Annotated in this window: 25 protein-coding genes; 18 read left to right on the top strand and 7 right to left on the bottom strand. The window is 70.0% G+C overall.

All coding sequences use genetic code 11. The annotated features are described in order from the left end of the window. Positions 1–98: 98 nt before the first annotated feature. From TTY48_RS11250 to TTY48_RS11225, 6 genes are all read left to right on the top strand, one after another. Positions 99–1,628 (top strand): FadD3 family acyl-CoA ligase, encoded by a 1,530-nt coding sequence (locus tag TTY48_RS11250; protein WP_220657569.1) that lies wholly within the window; start codon positions 99–101, stop codon positions 1,626–1,628. Continuing rightward, positions 1,625–2,527: an enoyl-CoA hydratase gene (locus TTY48_RS11245; RefSeq protein WP_220657568.1), complete on the top strand. Its 903-nt coding sequence runs from the start codon at positions 1,625–1,627 to the stop codon at positions 2,525–2,527. Before TTY48_RS11250 ends, TTY48_RS11245 begins: the two co-directional genes overlap by 4 nt. Next, positions 2,527–3,687 (top strand): acyl-CoA dehydrogenase family protein, encoded by a 1,161-nt coding sequence (locus TTY48_RS11240; protein WP_220657567.1) that lies wholly within the window; start codon positions 2,527–2,529, stop codon positions 3,685–3,687. Before TTY48_RS11245 ends, TTY48_RS11240 begins: the two co-directional genes overlap by 1 nt. After that, positions 3,684–4,685 carry an acyl-CoA dehydrogenase family protein gene (locus TTY48_RS11235; RefSeq protein ID WP_220657566.1) on the top strand — a complete coding sequence of 334 codons (1,002 nt, stop codon included), beginning with the start codon at positions 3,684–3,686 and terminating at the stop codon, positions 4,683–4,685. The genes TTY48_RS11240 and TTY48_RS11235 overlap by 4 nt, the downstream gene beginning before the upstream one ends. Next, positions 4,682–5,740 (top strand): acyl-CoA dehydrogenase family protein, encoded by a 1,059-nt coding sequence (locus TTY48_RS11230; protein ID WP_220657565.1) that lies wholly within the window; start codon positions 4,682–4,684, stop codon positions 5,738–5,740. Before TTY48_RS11235 ends, TTY48_RS11230 begins: the two co-directional genes overlap by 4 nt. A 72-nt stretch (positions 5,741–5,812) precedes the next feature. Then, a complete protein-coding gene (locus tag TTY48_RS11225; RefSeq protein ID WP_220657564.1) occupies positions 5,813–6,730 on the top strand; it encodes an SAM-dependent methyltransferase in 918 nt (305 codons plus the stop codon). A 90-nt stretch (positions 6,731–6,820) separates the two neighbouring features. Here the strand turns inward: TTY48_RS11225 and hsaB are convergent, their stop codons facing one another. Genes hsaB through hsaA form a run of 4 tightly spaced genes read right to left on the bottom strand, consistent with a single transcriptional unit; the run spans position 6,821 to position 10,370 of the window. Further along, positions 6,821–7,402 carry a 3-hydroxy-9,10-secoandrosta-1,3,5(10)-triene-9,17-dione monooxygenase reductase subunit gene (hsaB, locus tag TTY48_RS11220; protein WP_220657563.1) on the bottom strand — a complete coding sequence of 194 codons (582 nt, stop codon included), beginning with the start codon at positions 7,400–7,402 and terminating at the stop codon, positions 6,821–6,823. Next, positions 7,402–8,307 (bottom strand): iron-dependent extradiol dioxygenase HsaC, encoded by a 906-nt coding sequence (gene hsaC, locus TTY48_RS11215; RefSeq protein WP_220657562.1) that lies wholly within the window; start codon positions 8,305–8,307, stop codon positions 7,402–7,404. The genes hsaB and hsaC overlap by 1 nt, the downstream gene beginning before the upstream one ends. A 3-nt stretch (positions 8,308–8,310) precedes the next feature. After that, complete coding sequence (gene hsaD / locus TTY48_RS11210; RefSeq protein ID WP_220657561.1) at positions 8,311–9,192, bottom strand: 4,5:9,10-diseco-3-hydroxy-5,9,17-trioxoandrosta-1(10),2-diene-4-oate hydrolase; 882 nt, start codon at positions 9,190–9,192, stop codon at positions 8,311–8,313. Between the two features lie 2 nt (positions 9,193–9,194). Beyond that, positions 9,195–10,370, bottom strand: a complete 1,176-nt coding sequence (gene hsaA, locus TTY48_RS11205) for a 3-hydroxy-9,10-secoandrosta-1,3,5(10)-triene-9,17-dione monooxygenase oxygenase subunit (RefSeq protein ID WP_220657560.1) — start codon at positions 10,368–10,370, stop codon at positions 9,195–9,197. Between the two features lie 208 nt (positions 10,371–10,578). Here hsaA and TTY48_RS11200 point away from each other — a divergent pair, with 208 nt between their 5' ends. The 7 genes from TTY48_RS11200 to TTY48_RS11170 all read left to right on the top strand — a co-directional run bounded on the left by TTY48_RS11200 (position 10,579) and on the right by TTY48_RS11170 (position 18,125). Further along, positions 10,579–12,039: an FAD-dependent oxidoreductase gene (locus tag TTY48_RS11200; protein ID WP_220657559.1), complete on the top strand. Its 1,461-nt coding sequence runs from the start codon at positions 10,579–10,581 to the stop codon at positions 12,037–12,039. Positions 12,040–12,280: 241 nt separating this feature from the next. Then, positions 12,281–12,733, top strand: coding sequence for a hypothetical protein (locus tag TTY48_RS11195; RefSeq protein ID WP_220657558.1), 453 nt, complete (start codon positions 12,281–12,283; stop codon positions 12,731–12,733). A 187-nt stretch (positions 12,734–12,920) separates the two neighbouring features. Beyond that, on the top strand, positions 12,921–14,639 hold the full coding sequence (kstD, locus tag TTY48_RS11190; RefSeq protein WP_220657557.1) for a 3-oxosteroid 1-dehydrogenase: 1,719 nt from the start codon (positions 12,921–12,923) through the stop codon (positions 14,637–14,639). Continuing rightward, complete coding sequence (locus TTY48_RS11185) at positions 14,636–15,814, top strand: Rieske 2Fe-2S domain-containing protein (protein ID WP_220657556.1); 1,179 nt, start codon at positions 14,636–14,638, stop codon at positions 15,812–15,814. The genes kstD and TTY48_RS11185 overlap by 4 nt, the downstream gene beginning before the upstream one ends. A gap of 5 nt (positions 15,815–15,819) precedes the next feature. Then, positions 15,820–16,152 (top strand): hypothetical protein, encoded by a 333-nt coding sequence (locus TTY48_RS11180; protein WP_220657555.1) that lies wholly within the window; start codon positions 15,820–15,822, stop codon positions 16,150–16,152. A gap of 14 nt (positions 16,153–16,166) precedes the next feature. Beyond that, entirely contained in the window at positions 16,167–17,246 is a 1,080-nt protein-coding gene (locus TTY48_RS11175; protein WP_220657554.1) for a ferredoxin--NADP reductase, read from the top strand. A 21-nt stretch (positions 17,247–17,267) separates the two neighbouring features. Next, positions 17,268–18,125, top strand: a complete 858-nt coding sequence (locus TTY48_RS11170; protein WP_220657553.1) for a MaoC/PaaZ C-terminal domain-containing protein — start codon at positions 17,268–17,270, stop codon at positions 18,123–18,125. Positions 18,126–18,203: 78 nt separating this feature from the next. Here TTY48_RS11170 and TTY48_RS11165 read toward each other — a convergent pair whose 3' ends face one another. Both TTY48_RS11165 and TTY48_RS11160 read right to left on the bottom strand, forming a co-directional pair. Beyond that, positions 18,204–18,614, bottom strand: coding sequence for a nuclear transport factor 2 family protein (locus tag TTY48_RS11165; RefSeq protein ID WP_220657552.1), 411 nt, complete (start codon positions 18,612–18,614; stop codon positions 18,204–18,206). 8 nt (positions 18,615–18,622) lie between these two features. Further along, a complete protein-coding gene (locus tag TTY48_RS11160; protein ID WP_220657551.1) occupies positions 18,623–19,489 on the bottom strand; it encodes a TIGR03619 family F420-dependent LLM class oxidoreductase in 867 nt (288 codons plus the stop codon). 133 nt (positions 19,490–19,622) lie between these two features. Between TTY48_RS11160 and TTY48_RS11155 the strand changes: the two genes are divergently transcribed. Genes TTY48_RS11155 through TTY48_RS11135 form a run of 5 tightly spaced genes read left to right on the top strand, consistent with a single transcriptional unit; the run spans position 19,623 to position 25,073 of the window. Beyond that, positions 19,623–21,878, top strand: a complete 2,256-nt coding sequence (locus TTY48_RS11155) for an acyl-CoA dehydrogenase (protein ID WP_220657550.1) — start codon at positions 19,623–19,625, stop codon at positions 21,876–21,878. After that, positions 21,875–22,861, top strand: coding sequence for a bifunctional MaoC family dehydratase N-terminal/OB-fold nucleic acid binding domain-containing protein (locus tag TTY48_RS11150; protein ID WP_220657549.1), 987 nt, complete (start codon positions 21,875–21,877; stop codon positions 22,859–22,861). The genes TTY48_RS11155 and TTY48_RS11150 overlap by 4 nt, the downstream gene beginning before the upstream one ends. Beyond that, positions 22,858–23,274 carry a MaoC family dehydratase gene (locus TTY48_RS11145; RefSeq protein ID WP_220657548.1) on the top strand — a complete coding sequence of 139 codons (417 nt, stop codon included), beginning with the start codon at positions 22,858–22,860 and terminating at the stop codon, positions 23,272–23,274. The genes TTY48_RS11150 and TTY48_RS11145 overlap by 4 nt, the downstream gene beginning before the upstream one ends. Further along, positions 23,271–24,443, top strand: a complete 1,173-nt coding sequence (locus TTY48_RS11140) for a lipid-transfer protein (protein WP_220657547.1) — start codon at positions 23,271–23,273, stop codon at positions 24,441–24,443. Before TTY48_RS11145 ends, TTY48_RS11140 begins: the two co-directional genes overlap by 4 nt. 3 nt (positions 24,444–24,446) lie before the next feature. Continuing rightward, positions 24,447–25,073: a PaaI family thioesterase gene (locus TTY48_RS11135; RefSeq protein WP_220657546.1), complete on the top strand. Its 627-nt coding sequence runs from the start codon at positions 24,447–24,449 to the stop codon at positions 25,071–25,073. Here the strand turns inward: TTY48_RS11135 and TTY48_RS11130 are convergent, their stop codons facing one another. Next, a complete protein-coding gene (locus TTY48_RS11130; RefSeq protein WP_220657545.1) occupies positions 25,074–25,769 on the bottom strand; it encodes a hypothetical protein in 696 nt (231 codons plus the stop codon). It lies immediately after the preceding gene. Positions 25,770–25,778 lie beyond the last annotated feature (9 nt).

Genomic DNA, 25,778 nt, shown 5'->3' with positions numbered 1-25,778 from the left:
CGCTCACCAAGCGATTGCTTGGTGGAATCAGGTTACATAGAAACCACCGGCACTGTAACGTGTTCTACCAAGCACTTGCTAGGTAGGAGGCTTTTCGCATGTCGGGCACCATTGCATCGGTCCTGCGCGCGGCCGCAGAGCGGTTCGCGGACCACCCCGCGGTGGTCGACGGCGAGCGCCGCATCGGCTACGCGGAGCTCCACGATCGGGCTCGGGCGGTGGCCAAGGCGCTGCTGGCCGACGGGGTCCGCCCGGGCGACCGGGTGGCGATCTGCGCACCCAACGGGCACGAGTGGATCGAGGCGGCGCTGGGCCTGGCCTACATCGGCGCCGTGCTGGTACCGGTGAACACCCGCTACACGGGCCCCGAGATCGTGGACCTCCTGGTGCGCACCCGTGCACGGGCCTTCGTGGTGGCCGGCCCCTTCCTCGGGGTCGACCGGCTCGAACTCGTACGGAGCACCGCCGGGGAGCTGCCCGCCGACATCGTCTCCGTGCTGCGGCTTCCCGAGTGGGAGGGCGTCCCCGCGCGCGGCGCGACCGTCCCGGACGCGGAACTCGACGCGGTGGCCGCCACCGTGACCGCGCAGTCACCGTCGGACATCTTCTTCACCTCGGGCACATCGGGCCGCAGCAAGGGTGCCGTGAGTACCCACGCGCAGACCCTCGCCAACGCGGCCAACTGGGCCGAACTGGTCGGCGTCAGCGAGGCGGACCGCTACCTGATCCTCAGCCCGTTCTTCCACATCTTCGGATTCAAGGCGGGCATCCTGGCCGCGCTCCAGCACGGTGCCACCATCTACCCCGAGCAGACCTTCGACGTGGTGCGCGCCTTCGAACTCATCGCGCGCGAACGGATCTCGATCCTTCCCGGCGTCCCCACCATCCACCAGATGATGCTGGACCATCCCGAGCGCGAGCACTACGACCTGTCGAGCCTGCGCGCCGCGACCACCGGAGCAGCGACGATTCCGGTGGTGCTGATCGAGCGGATGCGCGATGAACTGCGCTACGACCGCGTGCTCACCGCGTACGGGCTGTCCGAGGCCCCGGTGGTCACCATGTGCCACGCCGACGACGATCCCGCGGTCATCGCCACCACGTCCGGACGGGCCGTGCGCGATATGCAGGTCCGCATCGCCGAGGACGGCGAGATCCTGGTGCGCGGCCCCAACGTGATCACCGAGTACTTCGAGGATCCCGAGGCCACCGCCAAGGCCTTCGACGACGCCGGGTGGTTCCACACCGGCGACGCCGGGAGCATGGACGAGGCGGGGAACCTGCGGATCACCGACCGCATCAAGGACATGTTCACCAACGGCGGCTTCAACGTGTATCCCGCCGAGGTGGAACAGGTGATCGCGCGGATCCCCGGGGTCTCGGAGAGCGCGGTCGTGGGAGTGCCCGAGCCCCGGCTGGGCGAGGTGGGCAAGGCCTTCGTCGTGCTCACCGCCGGCCAGGCGCTCACCGAGGATGCCGTGATCGAGCACTGCCGCGGCTCCCTCGCGAACTTCAAAGTCCCCCGCAGCGTGGAGTTCGTCGCCGAGCTCCCCCGCAACGCCACCGGAAAGGTGCTCAAGCGCGTCCTGCGCGGCGAGCCCGATCCCGTATCAGGAGAGAAGCGATGACCGACAGCCCCACGTCCGCGAGCGAGCAGGAGCCCGTGACCTACGAGGTCCGCGGGCCCGTCGCCGTGGTCACCATGAACCGTCCGGAGTACCGCAATGCGCAGAACTCCGCGATGACCTACGCCCTCGATGCGGCCTTCGTACGCGCCGTGGAGGATCCGGCGGTCAAGGCGATCGTGCTGGCGGGAGCGGGCAAGCACTTCTCGGCGGGGCACGACATCGGAACGCCCGGACGCGATGTGGACACCCGGTTCGAGAACAAGGCCGTGCTGTGGTGGGACCACGTGGGACGCGAGGGCGGCGACCAGCGCTTCGCCCGCGAATCCGAGGTGTACCTCGGGATGTGCCGCCGCTGGCGGGAGATCCCGAAGCCCGTGATCGCCTCGGTGCAGGGCGCCTGCATCGCCGGTGCGCTCATGCTGGCCTGGAGCTGTGACCTGATCGTGGCCTCCGAGGACGCCTTCTTCTCCGATCCCGTGGTGCGGATGGGCATCCCGGGCGTGGAGTACTTCGCCCATCCGTGGGTGATGGGACCGCGGGCGGCGAAGGAGTTCCTGTTCACCGGCGACCGGTTCTCGGCGCAGCAGGCCAAGGAATGGGGCATGGTGAACCGGGTGGTGCCGCGCGCCGAGCTCGAGGAGGAGACGCTCGCGCTGGCCGAGCGGATCGCCGAGATGCCGAGTTTCGGCCTGGCGCTGACGAAGAAGGCCGTGAACCAGTGCGAGGACCTGATGGGGATGCGCGCCGGAATGGACTCGGTGTTCGGGCTGCATCACTTCGCGCACGCGCACAACGCCGAACTCTCGGGCGGGGATTCGCTGGGCGGCCAGGACGCCAAATCGATGGCGTCCGGCGCACGCAGCGCCACCGATGACAAGGCCACCGGGAAGGCCGAGTAGTGGACCTCGAGTTCGACGAGGCCACCCTCGCCTTCCGCGATGAGGTGCGGGCCTGGCTCGCCGCGAACGTTCCGGCGCAGCCGCTTCCGTCCTTCGACACCGTCGAGGGATTCGCGGCGCACCGGGCCTGGGACGCGGTGCTGGCCGATGCCGGCCTCGCCGCCGTCTCGTGGCCGCGCGAGTACGGCGGCCGCGAGGCCACGCTGCTGCAGTGGGTGCTGTTCGAGGAGGAGTACTACGCCTCGGGCGCACCGCTGCGAGTGAACCAGAACGGCCTGTTCATGCTGGCCCCCACGTTGTTCAGCCACGGGACCGAGGAGCAGCGCGCCCGCATCCTTCCCGCGATGGCGCGGTCGGAGCGGGTGTGGGCGCAGGCGTGGTCGGAGCCCGAAGCGGGCAGCGATATCGCCTCCCTGCGTTCCACGGCGACCCGCGTCGAGGGCGGCTGGAAACTCTCGGGACAGAAGACCTGGAGCTCGCGCGCCGCCTTCGCGGACAGCGCCTTCGGTCTGTTCCGCAGCGAACCCGGTTCGGAGCGGCACCGCGGCCTCACCTACCTGATGTTCGACCTGCGGGCGCCCGGTGTGACGGTGCGGCCGATCCCCCAGCTCGACGGCGAACCGGGCTTCGCCGAGATCTTCCTCGACGAGGTCTTCGTTCCGGACGCCGATGTGATCGGCGAGCCCGGCCAGGGGTGGCGGGTCGCGATGACCACGGCGAACAACGAGCGCGGACTCTCCCTGCGCAGCCCCGGCCGGTTCCTGTCCGCGGCGGATGCGCTGGTGGACCTGTGGGATCGGGAGGACGGATCAGCCGATTCGGCTGCTGCCCAGCGGGTGGCCGATGCCTGGATCGGGGCGCGGGCGTACCAGCTGTACACCTTCGGCACCGTCACCCGGCTGCAGGACGGCGGCGAGCTGGGCCCGGAGTCGAGCGTCAACAAGCTGTTCTGGAGCCACCTGGACGTGGGCCTGCACGAGACCGCGCTCGACGTGCTCGGCGCGCGTGGCGAGCTCACCGGAGCGGACGCGCCCGACGGTGGGCGGTGGCCCGCCGGCTACCTGTTCTCCCTGGCCGGCCCGATCTACGGCGGCACCGACCAGATCCAGCGCAACACCATCGCCGAGCGTCTCCTCGGCCTACCTCGGGGGTCCCGATGAGATTCGCACCGTCGGACGAGAACCGCGCCTTCGCGGCGTCCCTGAACGATCTGCTGTCGTCGGCGGGCACCGTGTCCGCCGCGCGGGCCTGGGCCACCGGCGACCATGAACCCGGCCGCAAGATCTGGGCCTCGCTCGCCGACCTCGGCGTCACCGCGCTCGCGATCGATGAGGTCCACGACGGTGTGGGCGCCGATGCCGCCGACCTCGCCGTCGCGCTCGAAGCCCTGGGATACCACGGCGTTCCGGGACCGGTGGTCGAATCGATCGCAGTGCTTCCGGCGCTGCTCACGGGCGATCTCGGCGACCGGCACCTGCCCGCGCTCGCGGGCGGGGCGATGGGCACCGTCGCGCTCGCGCCGCGCACGCCCTACCTGCTCGACGCCGATGCGGCGGACCTGCGATTCGTGGTCGCGGAGGACGGCGCTGTCGCGGAAGCCGCTGCCCCCGAGGCGGGTCCGCATCGATCGGTGGATCCCACCCGTCGCCTGTTCCCGGCGCCCGCAGCCGCGGGCGGCGTGAGCGGTGACCGCGATCGCGCGCTCCTGCTCGGCGCCTTCGGTGTCGCCGCGCAGTCGCTCGGCGCGGGGCGGCGACTCCTCGACGAGGCCGTCGCCTACGCGAAGGCCCGTGCGCAGTACGGCCACCTGATCGGCGAGTACCAGGCGATCAAGCACCTGTTGGCCGATGTGGTGACCCGCCTGGACCTGGCGGCGCCGCTGGTGCAGGGCGCCGCGGTCGCACTGTCCGGAAGCGGTACCGGTGTCGATCTCGATGCGGCGCGGGACGTCTCGGCGGCCCGGGTCGCCGCGGCCGATGCGGCGAACCTGGCGGCGCGCACCGCGCTGCAGGTGCACGGCGCCATCGGCTACACCGCTGAGCACGACCTCGGGATCTGGCTCACCAAGGTCCGGGCGCTGCAATCGGCGTGGGGCACCCAGGCCGAGCACCGCACCGTCGTGCTGGAGTCGGTGCGCGGCCGGGCGGTGGCCCGATGAGCTCGGAACTCGACGATCTGGCGAGTGCGGTCCGCAGCGTGCTGGACCGGCGCTGGTCGGACGCGGCACTGCGTGCGGCGATCGACTCCCCCGCCGGCTACGACGCCGACCTGTGGGCGGTGCTGTGCGAGCAGGTGGGCGTCGCGGCGCTGGCCGTCCCCGAGGAGTTCGACGGTGTCGGCGCCGGGGTCCGCGCCCTGCAGACCGTGGCGCAGGAGCTCGGTCGGCGGCTGATCCCGTCGCCCTTCCTGGGCTCGGCGGTATTCGCGACCACGCTGCTCAGCGCAGCCGGAACGCCCGCAGCGGGCACGCTCGGCGATCTCGCGGCGGGCACCCGCACGGCGGCGGTCGCCTTCGCCGGCGAGGATTTCGCCGACCGGGCGCTGCGCGTGCGCGACGGCTCGGTATCCGGGACGGCGCGCTTCGTCCTCGACGGCGATCTCGCGGACGATCTGGTGCTGGTCGCCGGCGACGGCGACCGGACGGTGGTGCACCTGATCGACGGCGAGTCCGCGTCGCGGCGGCACACACCCACGATGGATCCCACCCGGCGCCTCGCCGAGGTCACCGTCGACGGTGCGACCGGGACCGTGGTGCTCGACGACGCGGGCTCCGTGTTCGCGCACGCACTGGACGTGACCTGCGCGGTGCTCGCCGCGGAGCAGGTGGGCGCGGCCGCGCAGGCGCTGGCGGCGACCGTCGAGTACGCGAAGTCGCGGGTGCAGTTCGGTCGCGCGATCGGCTCCTTCCAGGCCCTCAAGCACCGGATGGCGGACATGTTCGTCCTGGTCGAGGCGGCACGCTCGGCGGCCTACGCGGCGGGCGAGGCCCTCGACCGCGGCGATGCCGATGCCGGGCTCGCGGTGGCCACGGCGAAGGCCTACTGCTCGGAGGCCTTCGAGGCGGTGGCCGGCGAGATGATCCAGCTGCACGGCGGTATCGGCATCACCTGGGAACACGATGCACACCTGTACTTCAAGCGTGCGCACGGCAGCGCCCAGCTGTTCGGCGATCCGGCCTCGTTCCTGAACCGCCGCGCGCTCATCCATTCCTGAAACAGGTTCTTGTCCTGCGCCCGCAACGCGGGTACTTTCGTTAGCGAAGTACCCCACGAGGCGGAGGTTCACATGACGGACAGCGTGCGCACGGACGGCGACACCTGGGACATCACCACCAGCGTGGGGTTCACCGCCCTCCTGGTGGCGGCGGCACGTGCCGTGGAGAACGATCGCCCGGACGCCCTCGCCCACGACCCGTACGCGCGCGTCTTCCTGGAGGCGGCCGGCGACCCGCGCACCCTGGCGATGCTCGCCTCCGCCGACGATTCGGGCAGCCCGATCAGTGCGAGCCGCCACCTCGGCATCCGCACGCGGTTCTTCGACGACTTCGTGATCGACGCCATCGCCGCCGGCCTCCGGCAGGTGGTGATCCTGGCCTCCGGGCTGGATTCCCGCGGATACCGCCTGGAGCTGCCCAGCACCACCGTGGTCTTCGAACTCGACCAGCCCGAGGTGCTCGCGTTCAAGTCCGCCACGCTCGGTGAGCACGGGGCAACCCCGGCGGCCCACCTGCGCGCGGTGCCCGTCGACCTGCGCGACGACTGGCCCGCCGCACTCAGTGCCGCCGGTTTCGACCCGGGCGCACCGTCGGCCTGGCTGGTGGAGGGTCTGCTCCCGTACCTGCCCTCGGACGCCCAGAAGCTGCTGTTCGAGCGCATCGTGACGCTCGCGGCACCGGGGAGCCGGGTGGCCGTCGAGGGCCAGATCGGCAAGCTCGACCTGGACGGCTTCCGCGCCGTGCAGCAGAAGTACTCGACGCCCGACAATCCGCTCGGCGACTTCGACGTGACCTCGTTGTTCGTGGCCGACGCCGAGCGCGAGGACCCCGCCGAGTACCTCGCGAGCGAGGGGTGGACGGTGCGGCGCGAGGGCGGCCCCGTGGAGCTGGGCAGCCGGTACGGGGTGGAGGGCGCGGTGCTCCCGGAGGACGCGGCGCGGCTATCGGGCGTGATCGAGTACTTCACCGCGGAGCTCCCCGCGAGCTGACTGCCCCGGATCGCGATCGGACGTCGGCCCGCCGGACCCGTGCGGCCTCGCGCTGCGCCGGGCTCACGAACGGGAAATGGGCACCGAGGACTACATCCAGTCGTCGCCGACCGGCCACGTGAGGAAGGCGTCGAGCGAGAGGGCGCGCGGGATCGCCTGCCCGGGATCGGTCACCGTCTGGGTGTACCGGCCGCGGTAGAACAGCAGCGGGCGACCTGGATTCGGCGGGCTCAATTGCTGGACCCGGCCGATCACGATGTGGTGGTCGCCGCCGTCGTGCACGGTCTCGACGGTGCAGTCGATCCAGCTGAGCGCATCGTCGAGCAGCGGCGATCCCGTGGGCGACGGCCGCCACCGGACCTCCCCGAATTTATCGGGGTGCCGGGAACCGAAGACCGAGCTCACGGCCTGTTGGTTCTCCGACAGCACGTTCACGGCGAACCGGCCGGTGCGCTCGATGGTGCGCCAGGCACCCGAGGTCTTCATCGGGCAGAACAGCACCAGCGGCGGGTCGAGCGACAGTGCGGAGAAGGACTGGCAGGCGAAGCCCACCGGTCCCTCCTCGTCGGCCGCCGTGATCACCGTGACGCCGGTGCAGAAGTGCCCCATGGCCGTGCGATACGCCAGCGGATCGATCGGATCGATCTTCACGGGGGACGTCTGCTCGGTCATCACTGCTCCTTGAAGCCGATGGTGAAGTCGTGGCCCCACAGGCTGACCGCGGTGGACTCGCGAGCGATCCAGTTCTCGTCCTCTACCTCCATACCCTCGCAGCCGAATTCGATATCGAATCCGCCGGGGGTCTTCATGTAGAAGGACAGCATCTTGTCGTTGATGTGCCGCCCGAGAGTGGCCGACATCTTGACCTTCTTGCGGTAGGCGCGATCGAGGGCCAGACCCACATCGTCACTGTTCTCCACCTCGACCATGAGGTGGACGATGCCGGTGGGGTTGGGCAGCGGCAGGAAGGCCAGCGCATGGTGGCGCGGGTTGCACCCGTAGAACCGCAGCCAGGCCGGATCGCCATCGGCCGGACGGCCCACCATCTGCGGCGGGAGACGCATCGAATCGCGCAGCCGGAAGCCGAGCACGCCCTGGTAGAAGTCCTGCGCGGCAGCGTCATCGGTGCACGTGAGCACCACGTGGCCGAGGCCCTGTTCCGCCGTGACGAACTTGTGCCCGTACGGGCTGACGAACCGGCGGCCCAGGTACTGCGCGCCGTGGAAGGCCTCGAGCGTGTTGCCCGCGGGATCCTGGAACCGGATCAGCCCCTCGACGCGGCGCTCGCCCTTCTCCTCCTTCGTGCCCTCCTCGAAGGCGACGCCCGCGGCGGCGAGCGTCTCCCGGAGTTCCTGGAGGGCAGGCGCGTCGGTGACCTCCCAGCCGGAGACCAGCAGCCGGTCCTTCTCACCCGGCACGATCACCAGGCGGGCCGCGAAATCGTCCATCCGCAGGTAGAGCGAGTCGGGGTCGTTGCCCGTGCCCTCCATCATGCCGAGCACCTTGAGCCCGTACTCGCGCCAAGCCGCCATATCGGTGGCCTCGATGCGCATGTACCCGAGCGCCTTGATCGCCATCGCCTACTTCTCCTTGGACCCGGCCAGGAAATCCGCTGTGAGCCGGTTGAACTCGTCGAACTTCTCCAACTGCGCCCAGTGTCCGCACTGCCCGAAGACGTGCAGCTGCGCGCGCGGGATCTGCTTGAGCGCGAGTAGCGCACCGTCGAGCGGGTTCACCCTGTCTTCCCGGCCCCAGATCATGAGCACGGGCTGACGCAGCTTGTAGGCGTCGCGCCAGAGCATGCCCTTCTCGTAGTCCGCCGAGGCGAAGGACTTCCCCATCGCCTTGAACGCCGCGATCGCCTCGGGGTCGAGCGCGAGCTCGAACCGCTCCTCGATCAGCTCGGGCGTGATCATCTTCTGGTCGAAGACCATGATCCGCAGGAAGTCCTCCAGCCGCTCCTTACTGGGCGCGGCGTAGAACTTCTGCAGGGTGCGCAGCCCCTCAGTGGGGTCGGGCGCGAAGGTGTTCACGCTGAGGCCGCCGGGGCCCATCAGCACGAGGCGTCCCGCCCGCTCCGGGAAATCGAGAGCGAACCGCACCGAGGTGCCGCCGCCCAGCGAGTTGCCCACCAGGTGCACGCGTTCCGTGATCCCGAGGGTGTCGAGCAGGCCCGCGAGCGCCGTCGCGCTGTGCACGAAGTACTGCGGGTGCTCCGTGGGCTTGTCCGATCGCCCGAACCCGGGCTGATCGACGGCGAGCACGTGGAAGCGCTGCGCCAGCACCGGGATGTTGCGTCCGAAGTTGCTCCACGAGGAGACACCCGGGCCGCTGCCGTGCAGTAGTACGACGGTGCCGTTGGCCCGGTTCTCCTCGCCGGCCTCGTGGTAGTGCAGCGTGAGACCGGCTGCGGTGGTGGCGAACTTGCCCTCCTTGAGGACGTCGACCTCGGTCTCGGGCACGGTCAGACCATCCCGTCCATGACCGGCTCGCCGAACTCACCGGTGCCGAACATCTTGTACGCCCGCTCGGGATCGTTCGCGGCGTGCACCCGGCCCGCGTGGGCATCGCGCCAGAACCGCTGGATCGGGGTGCCCTCGGCGAGCGCGCGGCCGCCGGAGTTCTCGAACATCCGATCCACCGCGAAGATCGCGCGCTCGGTGCCGCGCACCTGATCGCGCCGGACCTTCAGGCGCAGGTTGAACGGGATCTTCTCGCCGGCCTTGACCAGCTCGAACTCCTCGCGGATGTTGCTGGTGAGCTGCAGCCAGGCGGCGTCGATCTCACTGCCCGCCTCGGCCACCCGGACCTTGGCGAACGGGTCCTCCTTGGCGTTCTCGCCCGCGTAGGCGGCGCGCACGCGGCTGCGCTGATGCTCGACGTGGGCGTCGTAGGCGCCCTGCGCCATGCCGATGATCGGGGCGGTGATGGTGGACGGGTGCACCGAGCCGAAGGGCAGCTTGTACAGCGGGCTGGTGTTGACCTCCTGGCCCGGCCCCTTGCACTTGGAGACCTGCTGGAAGCTGAGCGCGCGGTGGGCGGGCACGAAGACGTCCTCGACCACGATGTCGTTGCTGCCGGTGCCGCGCAGGCCGACGGTGCGCCACACGTCGTTGATCGTGTAATCACTGATCGGCACCAGGTAGGTGAGGAAGTCGACCGGCTTGCCGTCCTGGAACGCCGGGCCGCCGAGCAGCGCCCACGTGGCGTGGTCGCAGCCGGACGAGAAGCTCCACTTGCCGGAGAGCCGGTAGCCGCCCTCGACGATCTCGGACTTGCCCATCGGCGCGTACGACGAGGAGACCAGCGTGTCCTGATCCTCGCCCCACACCTCCTGCTGCGCGCGGTCGTCGAAGAGCGCGATGTTCCAGGGATGGATGCCCAGGATCGATGCCACCCAGCCGGTGGAACCGCAGGCGCTGGCGAGCGCCTTGACCGCGGTGTAGAACTCGATCGGATCGGCCTCGAAGCCGCCGTACCGCTTCGGCTGGAGCAGCCGGAAGAAGCCGCTCTGCTGCAGCGCCTTGATGGATTCGGCCGGAACGCGACGCGCGTCCTCCGTTTCCTGCGCGCGATCCCGGAGCGTGGGCAGCAACTCCGCCACCTCGGCCAGCACGGCGCTGACGCTCTGTTCGCTCATGTTTCCTCGCTCTCTGCGACTCTCGGACGGGCATCGCGCCTGCCGGTGGAACCGATACTAGAACACGTTCTCATTTTCTGGACGGAAACGCTACATCAAGGCCGCGGATCCGCCTATCTTGCTGGTATCTCCCGTGGCCGCGGCCCTCGTGGACCGCGGGCACGATAGAGATGCAACCGGTTTCCATCACTGCTGCCGAGGAGCCCCGATGACCACCAGCCGACGCCCGATCGACGCCGAATCCGTGACCGCCTGGGATCTCGAGGCCGATGTGGTGATCGCCGGCTACGGCATCGCCGGTGTGTGCGCCGCCATCGAGGCCGCCCGCGCCGGCGCCGAGGTCCTGGTCCTGGAACGGGCGGGCGGCTGGGGCGGCGCCGCCGCGGCCTCGGGTGGCTGGATCTACCTCGGCGGTGGCACCGGGCTGCAGCGCTCGCTCGGCTTCGAGGACACCGCGGAGAACATGGAGAAGTTCATGTCGGCCGCGCTGGGTCCGGGGGTCGACGAGGCGAAGATCCACGACTACGCCCACGGCAGCACCGAGCACTACGACTGGCTGGTGGACTGCGGCGTGGTCTTCAAGGAGGAGTTCTGGGGTGAGCCGGGATGGGAGGTACCGCACGACGAGGGCCTCGGGTACTCCGGCGGCGAGAACGCGGCCCCCTTCAACACCCTCGCGCAGCCCGCCCCGCGCGGTCACGTTCCGCAGATGGCCGACAAGCAGACCGGCGTCCGCGGCGCGGGCTACATGTTGATGAAGCCTCTGGTGGAGACGGCGGAAACATTGGGCGTCCGTGGCGAATTCGATATCCGCGCACACACTTTGATCAGTGACGCGCAGGGCCGGGTGTGCGGAGTCCAGGCCCGCCGGTTCGGCCAGGACCTCACGGTGCGCGCCCGCCGGGGCGTGGTCCTCGCCACCGGCAGCTTCGCCTACAACGCGGAGATGATCGCGACCTACGCGCCGCGGCTCATCGGGCGGCCCGCGGCGGCCGTCGAGGAGCACGACGGTGCGGGCATCCTCATGGCACAGGCCGCCGGCGCCGGACTCGCGCACATGGACGCCACCGAGGTGGCGTTCTTCGGCGACCCGCAGATGATGGCGCGCGGCATCCTGGTCAACGGCCGCGGCCAGCGCTTCATCGCCGAGGACACCTACGGCGGCCGGATCGGGCAGGCCGCGCTGATCCAGCAGGACAACGCGGTGTTCCTGGTGATGGACATGGATTCGCACGAGGAGGCGCTCGGTACCGAGACCTCCACGCCCTACTTCCGGCAGCCGCCCACCTGGGCCGCGGAGACGGTCGAGGAGTTGGAGTCCGATATGGGGCTGCCCGCCGGGGCGCTCACGAGCACCGTCGAGACCTACAACCGGCACGCGGCGGACGGCGACGACCCGCTGCTGCACAAGAAGCAGCAGTGGGTGCGCCCGCTCACCGGTCCGGTCGCGGCCTGGGACATGCGGGGCTTCACGGCGGGGTTCACGCTGGGCGGGCTGCGCACCGATGTCGATTCGCGGGTACTGCACGTGGACGGGGCGCCGATCCCCGGCCTGTTCGCCGCCGGGCGCTGCACCTCCGGCGTCTGCGCGGGCGGCTACGCCAGCGGAACCAGCCTCGGCGACGGCAGCTTCTTCGGCCGGCGGGCCGGGATCTCCGCCGCAACCTGATCGCTTCTCATTTTGCAACCGCGCCGCCCTGTCGGGTGAGCTCAACTGGCCGCCGGCGTGATCGCAAAACCGAGGCTGATTCACCTCCGTGCACACAAGTGTGCCGGATGAATCATCGCTGTCCCGTTGGCTATTCGACGTTCTCCCCTCCTCGCCCACGGCCGCCTCCGCACTGAGAGGATGTGGCCATGAACGCGATATCAACGACCGCGTCGACCGCCCGGCGAGAGGGTCGCGCAGCATGACGCACCGCCTCGACAAGTCCACCGGCGGGACCGGGCTGCTACGCGGATCGTCGGGCCGATTCCTCGCGCTGGGAGCGGCCGCCGTGCTGTGCGCCACGGCGATCGCGGTGGTCGTCGGCCTGAGCCTGCGCGACGACACCACGCCGGTGCCCGCATCCGCACCGTCGAGCGTGGCACCCACCTCGGCCGTGCACGCGGTCGCTCCCGCACCGAACACCCCGTCGCCGAGCGGCGCACCGTCGTCCGCTCCGGCCGAGCCCACTGCGGCGCCGACCACCGCGGCGCCCGCCCCCACGACGGCGCAGCAGGCACCGGCGGCCACCGCACCCGTTCGCACCGCCGTCCCGCGGACCACGGCGCGGCCCGCACCGTCGACCTGTCGACCGCAGACCAAGTGGGTCTTCCGGCCCAGCACCGGCAGCTACGAGCGGATGACCATCCCCTGCTGACCCCTCACTGATCGCAGCCCTGCGGCCGCACCCGTGAGCCCCCGGCTCACGGGCCTCTCGGGTACCCGGTTCACTCCATCCCTGGATACTGGAACACGTTCTAGTCTATGCTGCACTGAGAGCTAGAACACACTGCGCATCGGTGCAGTTCAAGCCAGAGAACCTGTTACATCGACGAGGAGAGCCGATGACGGCGGAAGCCACCGAATACGACGTGATCGTGGTGGGAAGCGGTGCCGCGGGCATGGCGGCGGCACTCAAGGCCGCGGACAGCGGACTGAGCGCGCTGATCGTGGAGAAGGCGCCGCACTACGGCGGTTCGACGGCGCGCTCGGGCGGCGGCGTGTGGATCCCCGGCAACGAGGCCCTCGCGAAGGCCGGCGTCAAGGACAGCCCCGAGGAGGCCCGCAAGTACCTGCACTCGATCATCGGCGATGTGGTCCCGGCGGAGCGGATCGACACCTACATCGATCGCGGCCCCGAGGTGATCTCGATGCTGCACCGGATGAGCCCCCTGGAACTCACCTGGGTGCCCGGCTACTCGGACTACTACCCGGAGGCGCCGGGCGGACGCGCGCACGGCCGCTCCTGCGAGCCGAAGCCCTTCGACGGCAACCAGCTCGGCGACGAGCTGAAGAACCTGGAGCCCGACTACACCAAGGCGCCGATGAACCTGGTGGTCACGCAGGCCGACTTCAAGTGGCTCAACCTGATCATGCGCCACCCCAAGGGCATCCTCCGGGCACTCCGGGTGGGCGGCCGGTTCTACGCCGCCAAGGCCCGCGGCAAGCACCTGCTGGGCCGCGGGCAGGCACTCGTGGCCGCGCTCCGCGTGGGCCTGCAGCGCGCGAACGTCCCACTGTGGCTGAACACCTCGCTCGTCGCGCTCACCGAGGCGAACGGCCGGATCACCGGCGTCACGGTGGAGCGCGACGGCAAGCAGGTGCAGCTCACGGCCCGCCGCGGCGTGATCCTGGCCGCGGGCGGCTTCGAGTCCAGCGAGGAGATGCGCGCGCAGTACCAGCGCCAGCCCATCGGCACCGAGTGGACCAACGGCGTGCCCGCGAACACCGGTGACGCGATCCGCGCCGGCGAGGCCGTGGGCGGCGCCCTCGAATTCATGGACGACGCCTGGTGGGGTCCGTCGATCCTGCTGCCCAAGATGGCCTGGTTCGCCCTCTCGGAGCGATCGCTACCCGGCAGCCTGATGGTCAACACCGACGGTGAGCGGTTCGTCAACGAATCCGCCCCGTACGTCGAGGCCGTGCACTCGATGTACGGCGGCGAGTACGGCCAGGGCGAGGGGCCCGGCGAGAACGTGCCCTGCTGGCTCGTCTTCGACCAGCGGTACCGCAACCGCTACCTGTTCGCCGGCCAGCCGCCGCGCCAGCCGCTGCCCAAGCGCTGGTTCGAGTCCGGGTGCATGGTGCGCGCCACCACGCTCGCCGAACTCGCCGAGAAGATGGGCGTGCCCGCCGACACGCTGACCGGCACCGTCGAGCGGTTCAACGGTTTCGCCCGCGCCGGCCGGGACGAGGACTTCGGCCGCGGCGTGAGCGCCTACGACCACTACTACGGCGATCCGCGGAACAAGCCGAATCCCAGTCTCGCCGAATTGTCCACCGGGCCGTTCTACGCTGCTCGTATGGTTCCCGGCGACCTCGGCACCAAGGGCGGCCTGCGCACCGACGTGGCCGGCCGGGTCCAGCGCGAGGACGGTTCCGTGATCGACGGCCTGTACGCCGCCGGCAACACCAGCTCCCCCGTCATGGGCCACACCTACGCCGGCCCCGGCGCCACCATCGGCCCCGCCATGGTGTTCGCCTACCTCGCCGTGGAGGACATGGCGGCAGCCCCCGCCGCCTCCACCTCAGCCCCCGTTCGCGCGGAAGAGGAGATCTCATGAGTAACACCGAAACCGCCGCCCGCCTGATCGACAGCGGCACCGCACCCACCCGGTACGCCCGGGGCTGGCACTGCATCGGCCTGCTCAAGGACTTCGCCGACGGGAAGCCCCATGCGGTCGAGGCCTTCGGCACCAAGCTCGTGGTCTTCGCGGGCGAGGACGGCAAGGTGAACGTGCTCGACGGGTACTGCCGGCACATGGGCGGCGACCTGACGCAGGGCACCGTCAAAGGCAACGAGGTGGCCTGCCCGTTCCACGACTGGCGCTGGGGCGGCGACGGCAAGTGCAAGGGCATCCCCTACGCCAAGCGCGTCCCGCTCCGCGCCCGGACCCGCACCTGGCCCACCATGATCGAGAACGATCAGCTGTTCATCTGGCACGACGTGGAGAACTCCAAGCCGACCGAGGACGTGGCCATCCCCAGGATCGACGGCGACGTCGACGGACCGGAGTGGTCGAACTGGGTGTGGAACGAGATCATCATCGAGGGCAGCAACTGCCGCGAGATCGTCGACAACGTGGTCGACATGCCGCACTTCTTCTACATCCACTACGGCCTGCCCACGTACTTCAAGAACGTCTTCGACGGACACATCGCCTCGCAGTACCTGGATACCAAGGGCCGCAACGATGTCACCGACATCGGACTGTCCGGCGGCGACGACGTGCTGCTCAAGTCCGAGGCGCACTACTTCGGGCCGTCGTACATGATCAACTACCTGCACAACGACTACAAGGGCTTCCAGATCGAGAACATCTTGATCAACTGCCACTACCCGATCGATCAGCACTCGTTCAAGCTGATGTACGGCGTGAAGGTCAAGAAGCTGCCCGGCTTCGACGACGAGAAGTCCGACTACCTGGCGGGCAAGTTCGCCAAGAACGTGGGCCTGGGTTTCCTGCAGGACGTGGAGATCTGGAAGAACAAGACCCGCATCGACAACCCCCTCCTGTGCGAGGAGGACGGACCCGTCTACCAGCTGCGCCGGTGGTACGAGCAGTTCTACGTGGATGCCGCCGAGGTCTCCGAGGACATGACGCAGCGCTTCGAGTTCGAGATCGACACCACCCACGCCGTGGAGGCCTGGGAGGCGGAGGTCGCCGACAACATCGCGCGCCAGGAGGCCGAGAAGGCCTCGGATCAGGCCGCCGACAAGCAGTCCGCGGAGGCCTGATCGCCATGTCCCCCACGGTGACGATGTTCGGCGAGCCGGTCACGCAGCCGGCCACGGTGGCCGACCGCGAGGCCTTCCTCACGGACGGTTTCACCCCGCTGAACTGCGGCACCTGCGGCGTCGCGGTGCAGGTGCGCAAGAACAGCCGCGAGCAGACCTCCATCCAGTGGTGCGGGTCGGCACGCGACTGCTCCGTCTTCGCCGCCGACGGTGCCGGTTCCGCCCTGCGGGCCACCTGCCCGCGGCTGATGGACTCGATCACCCGGGCGGCCAAGCTGGGCGCGGTCCCCGTTCCACCGGAACCCCTCCCGTCGACCAACGACGCGGACGCCGACTAGGAGAGACAGAACAAGTGAGCATCCACCGACTGCTCGTCGCCAAGGTGGTCGCGGAGACGCACGACGCGCACTCCATCGAGTTCGAGGTGCCCGCCGAGCTGGCGGACCAGTTCACCTACAAGCCCGGCCAATTCCTCACCGTGCGGGTTCCCAGCGACCAGACCGGATCGGTGGCCCGCTGCTACTCGCTGTGCAGCGCACCGCACGACGGCGGCCCGCTGCGGGTGGCCGTCAAACGCACCGCCGAGGGATACGCCTCGAACTGGCTGTGCGACAACGCCACCCCGGGCCTCGAACTCGATGTCCTCGTGCCCGCCGGCATCTTCACGCCGAAGTCCTTCGACACCGACATGCTGCTCTTCGCCGGAGGCAGCGGTGTCACGCCGATCCTGTCGATCCTGCGATCGGTGTTGGAAGCGGGCACCGGCTCGGTCGCGTTGATATACGCCAACCGCGACGCACAGTCGGTGATCTTCGCCTCCGCCCTCGCCGAGCTCACCCGGAAGTACCCGGAGCGCCTGGTGGTGGTGCACTGGCTGGAATCGGTACAGGGACTGCCCAGCGCCGCCAATCTCGCCGCCCTGGCCGCGCCGTACGTGGCCCGCGAGGTCTTCGTGTGCGGTCCCGGCCCGTTCATGGACGCGGTCTCCGAGGCCATGACCTCACTCGGCAAGGGCCGCCGAGAGGTGCACGTCGAGAAGTTCCGCTCGCTGCCGCGCAACCCCTTCGAGGTGGAGGCCTCCAAGGAGGAGGCGGAGGAGAAGGCCGCCATCGCCGAGGCGGAGGACCTGCCGGATCCGGCCGCACCCGTTGCGGACGACGGCGGCACCGTGACCGTCGAGCTCGACGGGAAGACCACCGAACTGGCCTGGCCGGCCGAGAAGAAGCTGCTGGACGTGATGCTCGACGCCGGCCTGGACGCGCCGTACTCCTGCCGCGAGGGCGCGTGCAGTGCGTGCGCCTGCCGCATCGTCGACGGCGACGTCGAACTCGCGCACAACGAGGTGCTCGATCAGGAGGACCTCGACGACGGCCTGATCCTGGCCTGCCAGTCGCTGCGCCGGTCCCAGACCGTGCACATCACCTACGAATAGACCTACTGCACAGGGAGCTTCATGCCCATCGATCCGTCCGTCGCGATCGGTGCCGATCTCGGCACCGCCGAATTCGCCTGGAGCACCTCCGATGTGCTGCTGTATCAGCTGGCCCTCGGCGCCGGTGCCGACCCGGTGTCGTCGCGCGAGCTGCGCTACGCCACCGAGAAGGACACCGTGGTGCTGCCGACCTTCGCCACGGTCGCGCAGAACTTCCATGCCACCGAGCCGCCGAAGGTGTCCTTCCCCGGCGTCGAGATCGACCTCGCGAAGGTGGTGCACGGCAGCCAGTCGGTGACCGCGCACCGTCCCCTTCCCACCAGCGGGAAGGGCGTCTCGCGCACCCGGATCAGCGATGTGCACGACAAGGGCAAGGCCGCGGTGATCTGGCAGGAGACCGAGGTGGTCGACGACTCCGGCGAACCGCTGTGGACCGCCCGCTCGTCGATCTTCGCCCGCGGCGAGGGCGGCTTCGGCGGCGAGCGCGGACCGTCGGACAGGATCGAGCTGCCCGACCGCGCCGCCGATGTCACCGTGGACGTGCCCACACTCGGCCAGCAGGCGCTGCTCTACCGGCTCTGCGGCGACCGGAACCCGCTGCACTCCGACCCCGGCTTCGCGAAGGCCGCCGGCTTCGACGCGCCGATCCTGCACGGCCTGTGCACCTACGGGATCGTCGCCAAGGCCGTCACGGACGCCGTACTCGACGGTGACGCCTCCGCGGTGGGGTCGTGGTCGGCCAAGTTCGCCGGCACCATGCTGCCGGGCGAGACCCTGCGCGTGCGTATCTGGCACGACGGTGACCGGCACCTGGTGACCGCGGAGTCCGTGGAGCGGGCCGCGCCGGTACTCGCCGACGCGGTCTTCACCGCGCGCTAGCTACGGAAACCGGCGGTTTCCTCGGCGATACGACGTGATGCGTCGCAACGCGGAGGAAACCGCCGGTTTCCGTTCGACTCAGGCGGGGCGGGCGGTGGCCATCGCGCGGTCGACCTCCCAGAAGGCGCGCAGCGCCACGATCTTCCCGGCGTCATCGACCTTGTACGTGAACACGCCCTCGGCGTCGATGATGTGGCCGCCGATCACGGTGCGGATCAGGCCGGTGAAGGCCACCTCGTCGCCGCAGGCGAAGCCGTCGCCGAACAGGAACTCCAGCGATTCGGCCACGCCGATGGTCTTGTCGTAGAACGCCGCAATCTCCTCGCGCCCGTGGTGCCCCTTGCCCTCCGGGTCGAATCCCGATGGGCCCACCGGATCCTCGACCACCCCGTCGGGGGCGAACAGATCGAGCCAGGCCTGCTTGTCGTGGGCGCTGGCGGCGGCCTGCGAGGCGCGGCCGGCACGGACGGCGGGGTGGTCTTCGTTCATCGTGTCTCCTAGAACTTGCTGATCACGGAATCGGCGTAGCGGCGCAGGTTGTCGATCTTCGGCTGCAGCGGCTCCGTATCGGGGCCCAGCTGGTAGGGCAGCCGGAAGCCCACGATCACATCGGTCACGCCCTTGTCCTCCAGCCGCTTGATGCCGTCCACCGTGTAGGCGTCGAGCGAGATCACGTGGATCTCGAAGTCCTTCTTGTCGTGTTCGGCGCGCAGCTCGTCGATCCGGGCCAGCATCCGGTCGAGCTCCTCGCCGTCGCCGCCGGCGTGCATCCAGCCGTCGCACAGCCGCACCGCCCGCCGCAGGGCAGCGTCGGCATGGCCGCCCACCAGGATCGGCAGCGGCTCAGTGGGCACCGGCGAGATCTTGATCGAGGGGATGTCGTAGAACTCCCCGTGGTACTCGAAGTACTCCCCGGTGGACAGGCCGCGGACGATCTCGATGCACTCGTCCATGCGCTTGCCTCGCCGCTCGAAGGGCACGCCCATGATCTCGAAGTCCTCGGGCCACGGACTGATTCCCACGCCGAGCGAGAAGCGGTTGCCGCTGATCGCGGCGAGCGAGGCCGCCTGCTTGGCGACCAGCACCGGCGGCCGAATGGGGAGCTTGAGCACGAACGGGGTGAACCGCAGCGTGGTGGTGGAGGCGGCGAGCGTGGCGGCCAGCACGAAGGTCTCCACGAACTCCTTCCCGTCCAGGAACTCCCGGCTACCGTCCGGGGTGTACGGGTAGGTCGAGTCGGAGACCTCCGGATAGGCCACGCTGTCGGCCACGCACATGCCGTGGTAGCCCGCCTCCTCCGCCGCTTGCGCCAGGGGCACGTAGAAGGCCGGATCCGTCATCGCCTCCGCGTAGGTGAATCGCATCGTGGTCCCGTCTCTCGATCCGCTCTCTGTGAGCTGCCGGTCAGTTTCCCGACTCGCTTGCGGGCGCTGCGCCCACCTTGCTAAAAATAGAACACGTTTCACTGATTTTCAGCCGTATGAACCAGGAGTGTGCGTGGACTTCCACCCGGACGAGAACCAGGCCGCCGTCGCCGGTCTGGCGGCGGACGTGCTCGCGCGTTCGACGGAGCAGGACGACTGGCGCGCCACCTGGACCGACCTCGCGCGCGCCGACCTGCTGGGCCTGCCGGCACCGGAGAGTGCCGGCGGCGCCGGGCTCGGCGCGGAGGAGGTGGCCGCAGTCCTCACCGAGGCGGGGCGGCTGCACAGCACCGCTCCCCTGCTGCCCGCGCTGGCACTGGGCATCGCCCCGGTGGCCGCGTACGGCACCGAGGAGCAGCAACAGCGACTCCTGCCCGCGGCGCTGCGCGGCGAACAGCTCGTGGTGGGCGCCCTCAACGAGGCCGGGGCCGCGCTGCCCCGCCGGCCCCGCACCCGCGCGGAGCGCACCGCCGAGGGCTGGACGCTCACCGGCCGCAAGGTGGCGGTCGGCTACGGCCAGCACGCGACACACCTGCTGGTGAGCGCGACCACCGATTCCGGAGCCGCGGTCTTCCTCGTGGATCCCGAGGCGCCCGGCGTCACCGTGCGGCCGAGCCCCACCTCGTCCTCGGCGCCCGAGGCCACCGTCTACCTCGATGCGGTCGCAGTGCCGGACGACGCGGTGCTCGGCGCCGACGTCGACGGCGTGGTCGCTCGATCGGTGCGCGAGTACGGCCTACTCGGTGCCGCCGCGCTGGCCGACGGTGCGCTCGCCGGGGCCCTCGCGCTCACCGTGGACCATCTGCGCAAGCGGGAACAGTTCGGGCGGCCGCTGGCGGCCTTCCAGGCCGTCGCGCAGCAGATCGCCGATGTGTACATCGCCTCACGCACCCTGCACCTGGCCGCCACCAGCGCGGCATGGCGCGTGGGCACCGGATCGGCGGCCGACGAGGCCACCGCGCTCGCCGCGTACTGGCTGGCCGCCGAGGCACCGGCGGCCGCGCGCACGTGCCATCACCTGCACGGCGGCGTCGGCGTGGATGCGACCTACCCGCTGCACCGGTTCTCCTCGCAGCTCAAGGATCTCGTCCGGTTCGTGGGCGGCGAGGTCGCAACGCTGCGCGATCTCACGATCGCCGACCGGGACGATTCCGTAGCCGGCGGCGAAGACGGCAGGTTCATCGCCCTCACGGACGCGCAGCGCGCCCTGCAGTCCGAACTGCGCGACTACTTCTCCACCCTGATGACGCCGGAGGAGCGCACCGCGATGCTGGTGCAGCGGCACGGCGAGGTGTTCCGGAACGTGGTGCGCCGCATGGGGCTCGACGACCGCCTGGGCGTGGGATGGCCCACCGAGTTCGGCGGGCAGGGCTTCGGCCCCATCGAGCAGTACCTGTTCGTCAACGAGGCCTCCCGCGCCGATGTGCAGCTGCCCTCGGTGACCCTGCAGACCGTGGGCCCCACGCTGCAGGCCTTCGGCACCGATGCCCAGAAGGCGCAGTTCCTTCCGAAGATCCTCTCGGGCGAAGTGCATTTCGCGATCGGCTACACCGAGCCCGAGGCGGGCACCGACCTCGCCTCGCTGCGCACCACCGCCGTCCGCGACGGGGACCACTACGTGGTGAACGGGCAGAAGATCTTCACCACGGGCGGACACGACGCCGACTACGTGTGGATGGCGGTGCGCACCGACCCGGACGCCCCCAAGCACAAGGGCATCTCGATCCTGATCCTGGACACGAGCGATCCCGGGTACAGCTGGACCCCGATCATCACCGCCGACGGCGCGCATCACGTGAACGCCACGTACTACAACGACGTCCGGGTGCCGGTGGACATGCTGGTGGGCGTCGAGAACGAGGGCTGGAAGCTGATCACCACCCAGCTCAATCACGAGCGGGTCATGCTCGGCCCGTCCGGCCGGATCGGCTCGCTGTACGACCGGGTGACCGCCTGGGCGGCGGACCACGGCCTCGACACCGACCCCGATGTGGCCGCGGCACTCGCGAAGGTGCGCGCCGCCGAGCTCATCAACGAGCTGTTGAACTGGCAGGTGGCCGCCGCCGAGGCGGGCGGCCCCGTGGACGTGGCGGACGCCTCCGCCACCAAGGTCTTCGGCTCCGACCGGATCCAGGGCCTCACCGCGCTGCTCGAGGACGTGGTGGGCACCCACGGCGATCCCGGGGAGGCGGCCACGGGCGAGCTGCTGCACTGGCTGGACGTGCAGGCCAAGCGGAACCTGGTGCTCACCTTCGGCGGTGGCGTCAACGAGATCCAGCGCGAGCTGATCGCCCTCATGGGCCTGCAGTTGCCGCGGGTGCCGCGATGAGCGCGCCCGAGACGGACGCGGTGCTCGCGGCCGCGGAACGCATTCGCGCCCTCGGCGATTCCGCACCGCGCACCGGCCGGGATCCGGTGAACCAGCCGATGATCAACAACTGGACCGAGGCCATCGGCGACACCAATCCGCTGTACTCGGACCCGGCGTTCGCGGAGCGCTCGCGGTTCGGCGGGGCGGTCGCGCCACCGGCGATGGCGCAGGTGTGGACCATGAACGGGCTGCACGGCACGCGCGCCGACGACGATCCGCTGGGCCTGATCACCGCCGCCCTCGACGAGGCCGGCTACACGTCGGTGGTGGCCACCAACTCGAACCAGACCTACCACCGGCACCTGCGCATCGGCGAGGAGGTGACCGCCTCGTCCCGCCTGGAGGACGTGGTGGGCCCCAAGAAGACCGCCCTCGGCGAGGGCTGGTTCTTCACCACCCGCACGCTGTGGCGGGTGGGCGACGAGGTGGTGGCCGAGATGGTCTTCCGGCTGCTGAAGTTCCGGCCACCGTCCGCCGACGCCCCCTCGATCCCGGATGCCGGGCCGAGCGGACGGATCGTGGACGCCTCCGGATACGCGGGCGGCGTGCTGCGCCCGGTGATCTCGCGCGACACCGCCTTCTACTGGGAGGGCGCCAAGGTGGGCGAGCTGCGCATCCAACGCTGGGGCGCGACGGGCTCGCCGACGCTACGACACCCGCCCGGACCGATGGACCCGAACGGCGACCTCGCGGCGGTGCCCGACTACGTGGTCTCCCCCGGCACCGGCACGGTGTTCAGCTTCGTGGTGCACCACCACCCGAAGGTGCCCGGCAAGCGACTCCCCTTCGTGGTGGCCCTCGTGGAACTCGACGAGGGCGTACGCGTGCTGGGCGAACTGATCGACGTCGACCCCGCCGACGTGCGGATCGGCATGGCCGTGCACGCGGTCTTCCTCCGTGTGGACGACGACCTGACCCTGCCCGCCTGGGAGGTGGCATGAGCGCTCCGCAGACCCTGCGCGCCGGTGATGTAACGGTGGGAACACCACTGCCGCCCCTCCAGATCCACGCCACGCCCACGTTCGTGACGAGTACGGCGATCGCGACCCGCGACTTCCAGGACGTGCATCACGACCGCGATGCGGCGCACGCCCGCGGCAGCAAGGACATCTTCGTGAACATCCTCACCGACAACGGCCTCGTGCAGCGGTACGTGACCGACTGGGCGGGACCGGAGGCGTTCGTGCGCGCCATCGACATCCGGCTCGGCGTGCCCTGCTACGCCTACGACACGCTCACCTTCTCCGGCACCGTGACCGCGGTCGAGGGCGACCGCGTGACCGTGGCGGTGACCGCGAAGGACAGCCTCGGCGACCACATCACCGGGACCGCGACGGTGGAGCTGCCCGCATGAGCGCGCTGAGCGGCCGGGCCGCGATCGCCGGTATCGGCGCCACCGAGTTCTCCAAGGACTCCGGCCGCAGCGAGCTGCGGCTGGCGGTCGAATGCGTGCGGGCGGCGCTGGACGACGCCGGCCTCACACCGCAGGACGTGGACGGGCTGACCACCTTCACGATGGACACCAATTCGGAGATCGCCGTGGCCCGTGAGCTGCGCATCCCCGAGCTGAAGTTCTTCAGCCGCATCAACTTCGGTGGCGGCGCCGCCGCAGCCACGGTGCAGCAGGCGGCCATGGCGGTGGCCACCGGCGTGGCCGATGTGGTGGTGGCCTACCGCGCCTTCAACGAACGCTCGGGCCACCGCTTCGGCCAGGTGTCGAGCGCCGCGGCGCAGCAGGTGAACACCAACGGCATCGACAACGCCTTCCACTACCCGGCCGGAATCGCCACGCCCGCAGCCACCGTCGCGATGGCGGCGCGCCGCTACATGCACGACTTCGGGGCCACCAGCGAGGACTTCGGCCGGGTGGCGGTGATCGACCGGGCCCGCGCCGCGACGAATCCGCTGGCCTGGTTCCACGGCAAGCCGATCACGCTGGAGGAGCACCAGGCGTCGAAGTTCGTGGCGGAACCGCTGCACCTGCTGGACTGCTGCCAGGAGTCCGACGGCGGTGTCGCGCTGGTGATCACCAGCGCCGAGCGCGCACGCGACCTGAAGCAGACGCCGGCCGTGATCGCCGCGGCCGCCCAGGGCAGCGGACCCGATCAGTACGTGATGACCAGCTACTACCGCGACGGCCTCACCGGGCTCCCCGAGATGGGCGTGGTGGGTGGGCAGCTGTGGTCGCAGTCGGGGTTCACCCCGCAGGACATGGACCTCGCGGTGCTCTACGACCACTTCACGCCGTACGTGCTCATGCAGCTCGAGGAGCTCGGCTTCTGCGGGCGCGGCGAGGCACCGGGATACCTGGCGGCCGGTAGCTGCGAGCTCGACGGTGCGCTGCCGCTCAACCCGCACGGCGGGCAGCTCGGCGAGGCGTACATCCACGGCATGAACGGCATCGCGGAGGCGGTGCGCCAGCTGCGCGGCACCGCCGCGAACCAGGTGGCCGGGGCGTCGAGGGCCGTGGTGACCGCGGGGACCGGGGTTCCGACCAGCGGTTTGGTGCTGAGTAAGGTCTGATCCATGACTGAGGCCGATTCGGAGAAGGTGGACCTGCGGAGCGAGATTCCGCGGTTCAAGCCGGCCACCCCGCCGGCGGCGTTCGGCGAGTTCGTGGAGAACATGCGCCGGCTGCAGGACCTCGCGGTGAGCATCGACGCGCCCGACGAGGTGTACGCCGCCGCGCAGGAGAAGACCGCCGAACTGATCGAGCTGCTGGCCCCGTTCGAGGCGCGCGAGGGCAAGGGCCCCGCGAACCGGTCGATGCAGCTACCCGGCCGCGGCAGCCTGCTGATGCCGCCGTGGAAGGTGGAGAAGTTCGACGAGGAGTCCGTGGTCGCCACAGGCGTCCTGCGGCGCTACCACCTGGGCGGGGGCGGCGTGGCGCACGGCGGTGTACTGCCCCTGATCTTCGACGACAACTTCGGCATGGTGGTGTACGCGGCGAAGCGGCCGATCAGCCGCACCGCGTACCTGCACGTCAACTACCGCAAGGTGACTCCGCTGAACGTGCCTCTGGTGATCGAGGGCAAGGTGGACCGTGTGGACGGCCGCAAGACCTTCATCACGGCGCGGCTCACCGAGGAGGACGGCACCCTGCTCGCCGACGGCGAGGGCCTCATGGTGCAGTTGCTCCCCGGCCAGCCCTGATTACTTGCCGCCGCCCAGCGCGGAATCGATGCCGCTGACGTCGGTGATGATCCAGTTCTGCTTGGTGTCGATGGTGACCGCGTAGGTGGCGACCGACGGAATACCCTGCGGCCGCTGCGTGCTCTTGGTGATCACGTTGACGAAGACGTTGGCCTGGATCACGCCGTCCTGATTCGACTTCACCACCGAACCGAGCGGGGTGGCGGTGGACTGCCACTGCATCGGCACGAAGACCTGCTCGAGTTCCGTGGACGCCTGCTGCAGGGAGGTCGCGAGCGACGGAGTGGTATTGGCGCCCAGCGCCGTCCGCCACGGGGCGAGGTTCTGGTAGTCCACCGTGGCGGCACCCACCGCGTACTTCGTGGCCACATCCTCGGCCCGCTTGTTCTGATCCTCGGTGGCCTGCACCGCCGTGAGCTGCGCCCCGGCGTCGTCGCGCTCCGAGGCCGCGGAGGACCAGAGGAATCCGAGGGCGGTGGCGATCACGGCGAGCACCACGACCGCGGCGGCGAGACCCATCGCGAGCGGCGAGACGGTGACGCCCTTCGCCTGCCGCTGGTCCGGAGCCGGCTTCGGCGCGGCGGACGTGCGCGCCGACACGCGCTTGGTGACGGCCTCGGGCTGATCGTCCGGCGTGCCCGGCTCGGCAGTGCCGACGGCGCCGGTCTTCTCGTCGGTCTCCGATGTGGTGGCCATTTCGAGTCC

Source organism: Tsukamurella sp. TY48 (assembly GCF_019656655.1).
Classification (GTDB): Bacteria; Actinomycetota; Actinomycetes; order Mycobacteriales; family Mycobacteriaceae; genus Tsukamurella; species Tsukamurella strandjordii.
This window is presented reverse-complemented; position numbering and strand designations above follow the sequence as displayed.

What these genes read in the sequence shown, in the direction of transcription:
- TTY48_RS11250 (WP_220657569.1), top strand. Translation starts at nt 99, where the DNA reads ATGTCGGGCACCATTGCATCGGTCCTGCGCGCGGCCGCAGAGCGGTTC.
- TTY48_RS11245 (WP_220657568.1), top strand. Translation starts at nt 1,625, where the DNA reads ATGACCGACAGCCCCACGTCCGCGAGCGAGCAGGAGCCCGTGACCTAC.
- TTY48_RS11235 (WP_220657566.1), top strand. Translation starts at nt 3,684, where the DNA reads ATGAGATTCGCACCGTCGGACGAGAACCGCGCCTTCGCGGCGTCCCTG.
- TTY48_RS11230 (WP_220657565.1), top strand. Translation starts at nt 4,682, where the DNA reads ATGAGCTCGGAACTCGACGATCTGGCGAGTGCGGTCCGCAGCGTGCTG.
- TTY48_RS11225 (WP_220657564.1), top strand. Translation starts at nt 5,813, where the DNA reads ATGACGGACAGCGTGCGCACGGACGGCGACACCTGGGACATCACCACC.
- hsaB (WP_220657563.1), bottom strand. Translation starts at nt 7,402, where the DNA reads ATGACCGAGCAGACGTCCCCCGTGAAGATCGATCCGATCGATCCGCTG.
- hsaC (WP_220657562.1), bottom strand. Translation starts at nt 8,307, where the DNA reads ATGGCGATCAAGGCGCTCGGGTACATGCGCATCGAGGCCACCGATATG.
- hsaA (WP_220657560.1), bottom strand. Translation starts at nt 10,370, where the DNA reads ATGAGCGAACAGAGCGTCAGCGCCGTGCTGGCCGAGGTGGCGGAGTTG.
- TTY48_RS11200 (WP_220657559.1), top strand. Translation starts at nt 10,579, where the DNA reads ATGACCACCAGCCGACGCCCGATCGACGCCGAATCCGTGACCGCCTGG.
- TTY48_RS11195 (WP_220657558.1), top strand. Translation starts at nt 12,281, where the DNA reads ATGACGCACCGCCTCGACAAGTCCACCGGCGGGACCGGGCTGCTACGC.
- kstD (WP_220657557.1), top strand. Translation starts at nt 12,921, where the DNA reads ATGACGGCGGAAGCCACCGAATACGACGTGATCGTGGTGGGAAGCGGT.
- TTY48_RS11185 (WP_220657556.1), top strand. Translation starts at nt 14,636, where the DNA reads ATGAGTAACACCGAAACCGCCGCCCGCCTGATCGACAGCGGCACCGCA.
- TTY48_RS11180 (WP_220657555.1), top strand. Translation starts at nt 15,820, where the DNA reads ATGTCCCCCACGGTGACGATGTTCGGCGAGCCGGTCACGCAGCCGGCC.
- TTY48_RS11170 (WP_220657553.1), top strand. Translation starts at nt 17,268, where the DNA reads ATGCCCATCGATCCGTCCGTCGCGATCGGTGCCGATCTCGGCACCGCC.
- TTY48_RS11165 (WP_220657552.1), bottom strand. Translation starts at nt 18,614, where the DNA reads ATGAACGAAGACCACCCCGCCGTCCGTGCCGGCCGCGCCTCGCAGGCC.
- TTY48_RS11160 (WP_220657551.1), bottom strand. Translation starts at nt 19,489, where the DNA reads ATGCGATTCACCTACGCGGAGGCGATGACGGATCCGGCCTTCTACGTG.
- TTY48_RS11150 (WP_220657549.1), top strand. Translation starts at nt 21,875, where the DNA reads ATGAGCGCGCCCGAGACGGACGCGGTGCTCGCGGCCGCGGAACGCATT.
- TTY48_RS11145 (WP_220657548.1), top strand. Translation starts at nt 22,858, where the DNA reads ATGAGCGCTCCGCAGACCCTGCGCGCCGGTGATGTAACGGTGGGAACA.
- TTY48_RS11140 (WP_220657547.1), top strand. Translation starts at nt 23,271, where the DNA reads ATGAGCGCGCTGAGCGGCCGGGCCGCGATCGCCGGTATCGGCGCCACC.
- TTY48_RS11135 (WP_220657546.1), top strand. Translation starts at nt 24,447, where the DNA reads ATGACTGAGGCCGATTCGGAGAAGGTGGACCTGCGGAGCGAGATTCCG.
- TTY48_RS11130 (WP_220657545.1), bottom strand. Translation starts at nt 25,769, where the DNA reads ATGGCCACCACATCGGAGACCGACGAGAAGACCGGCGCCGTCGGCACT.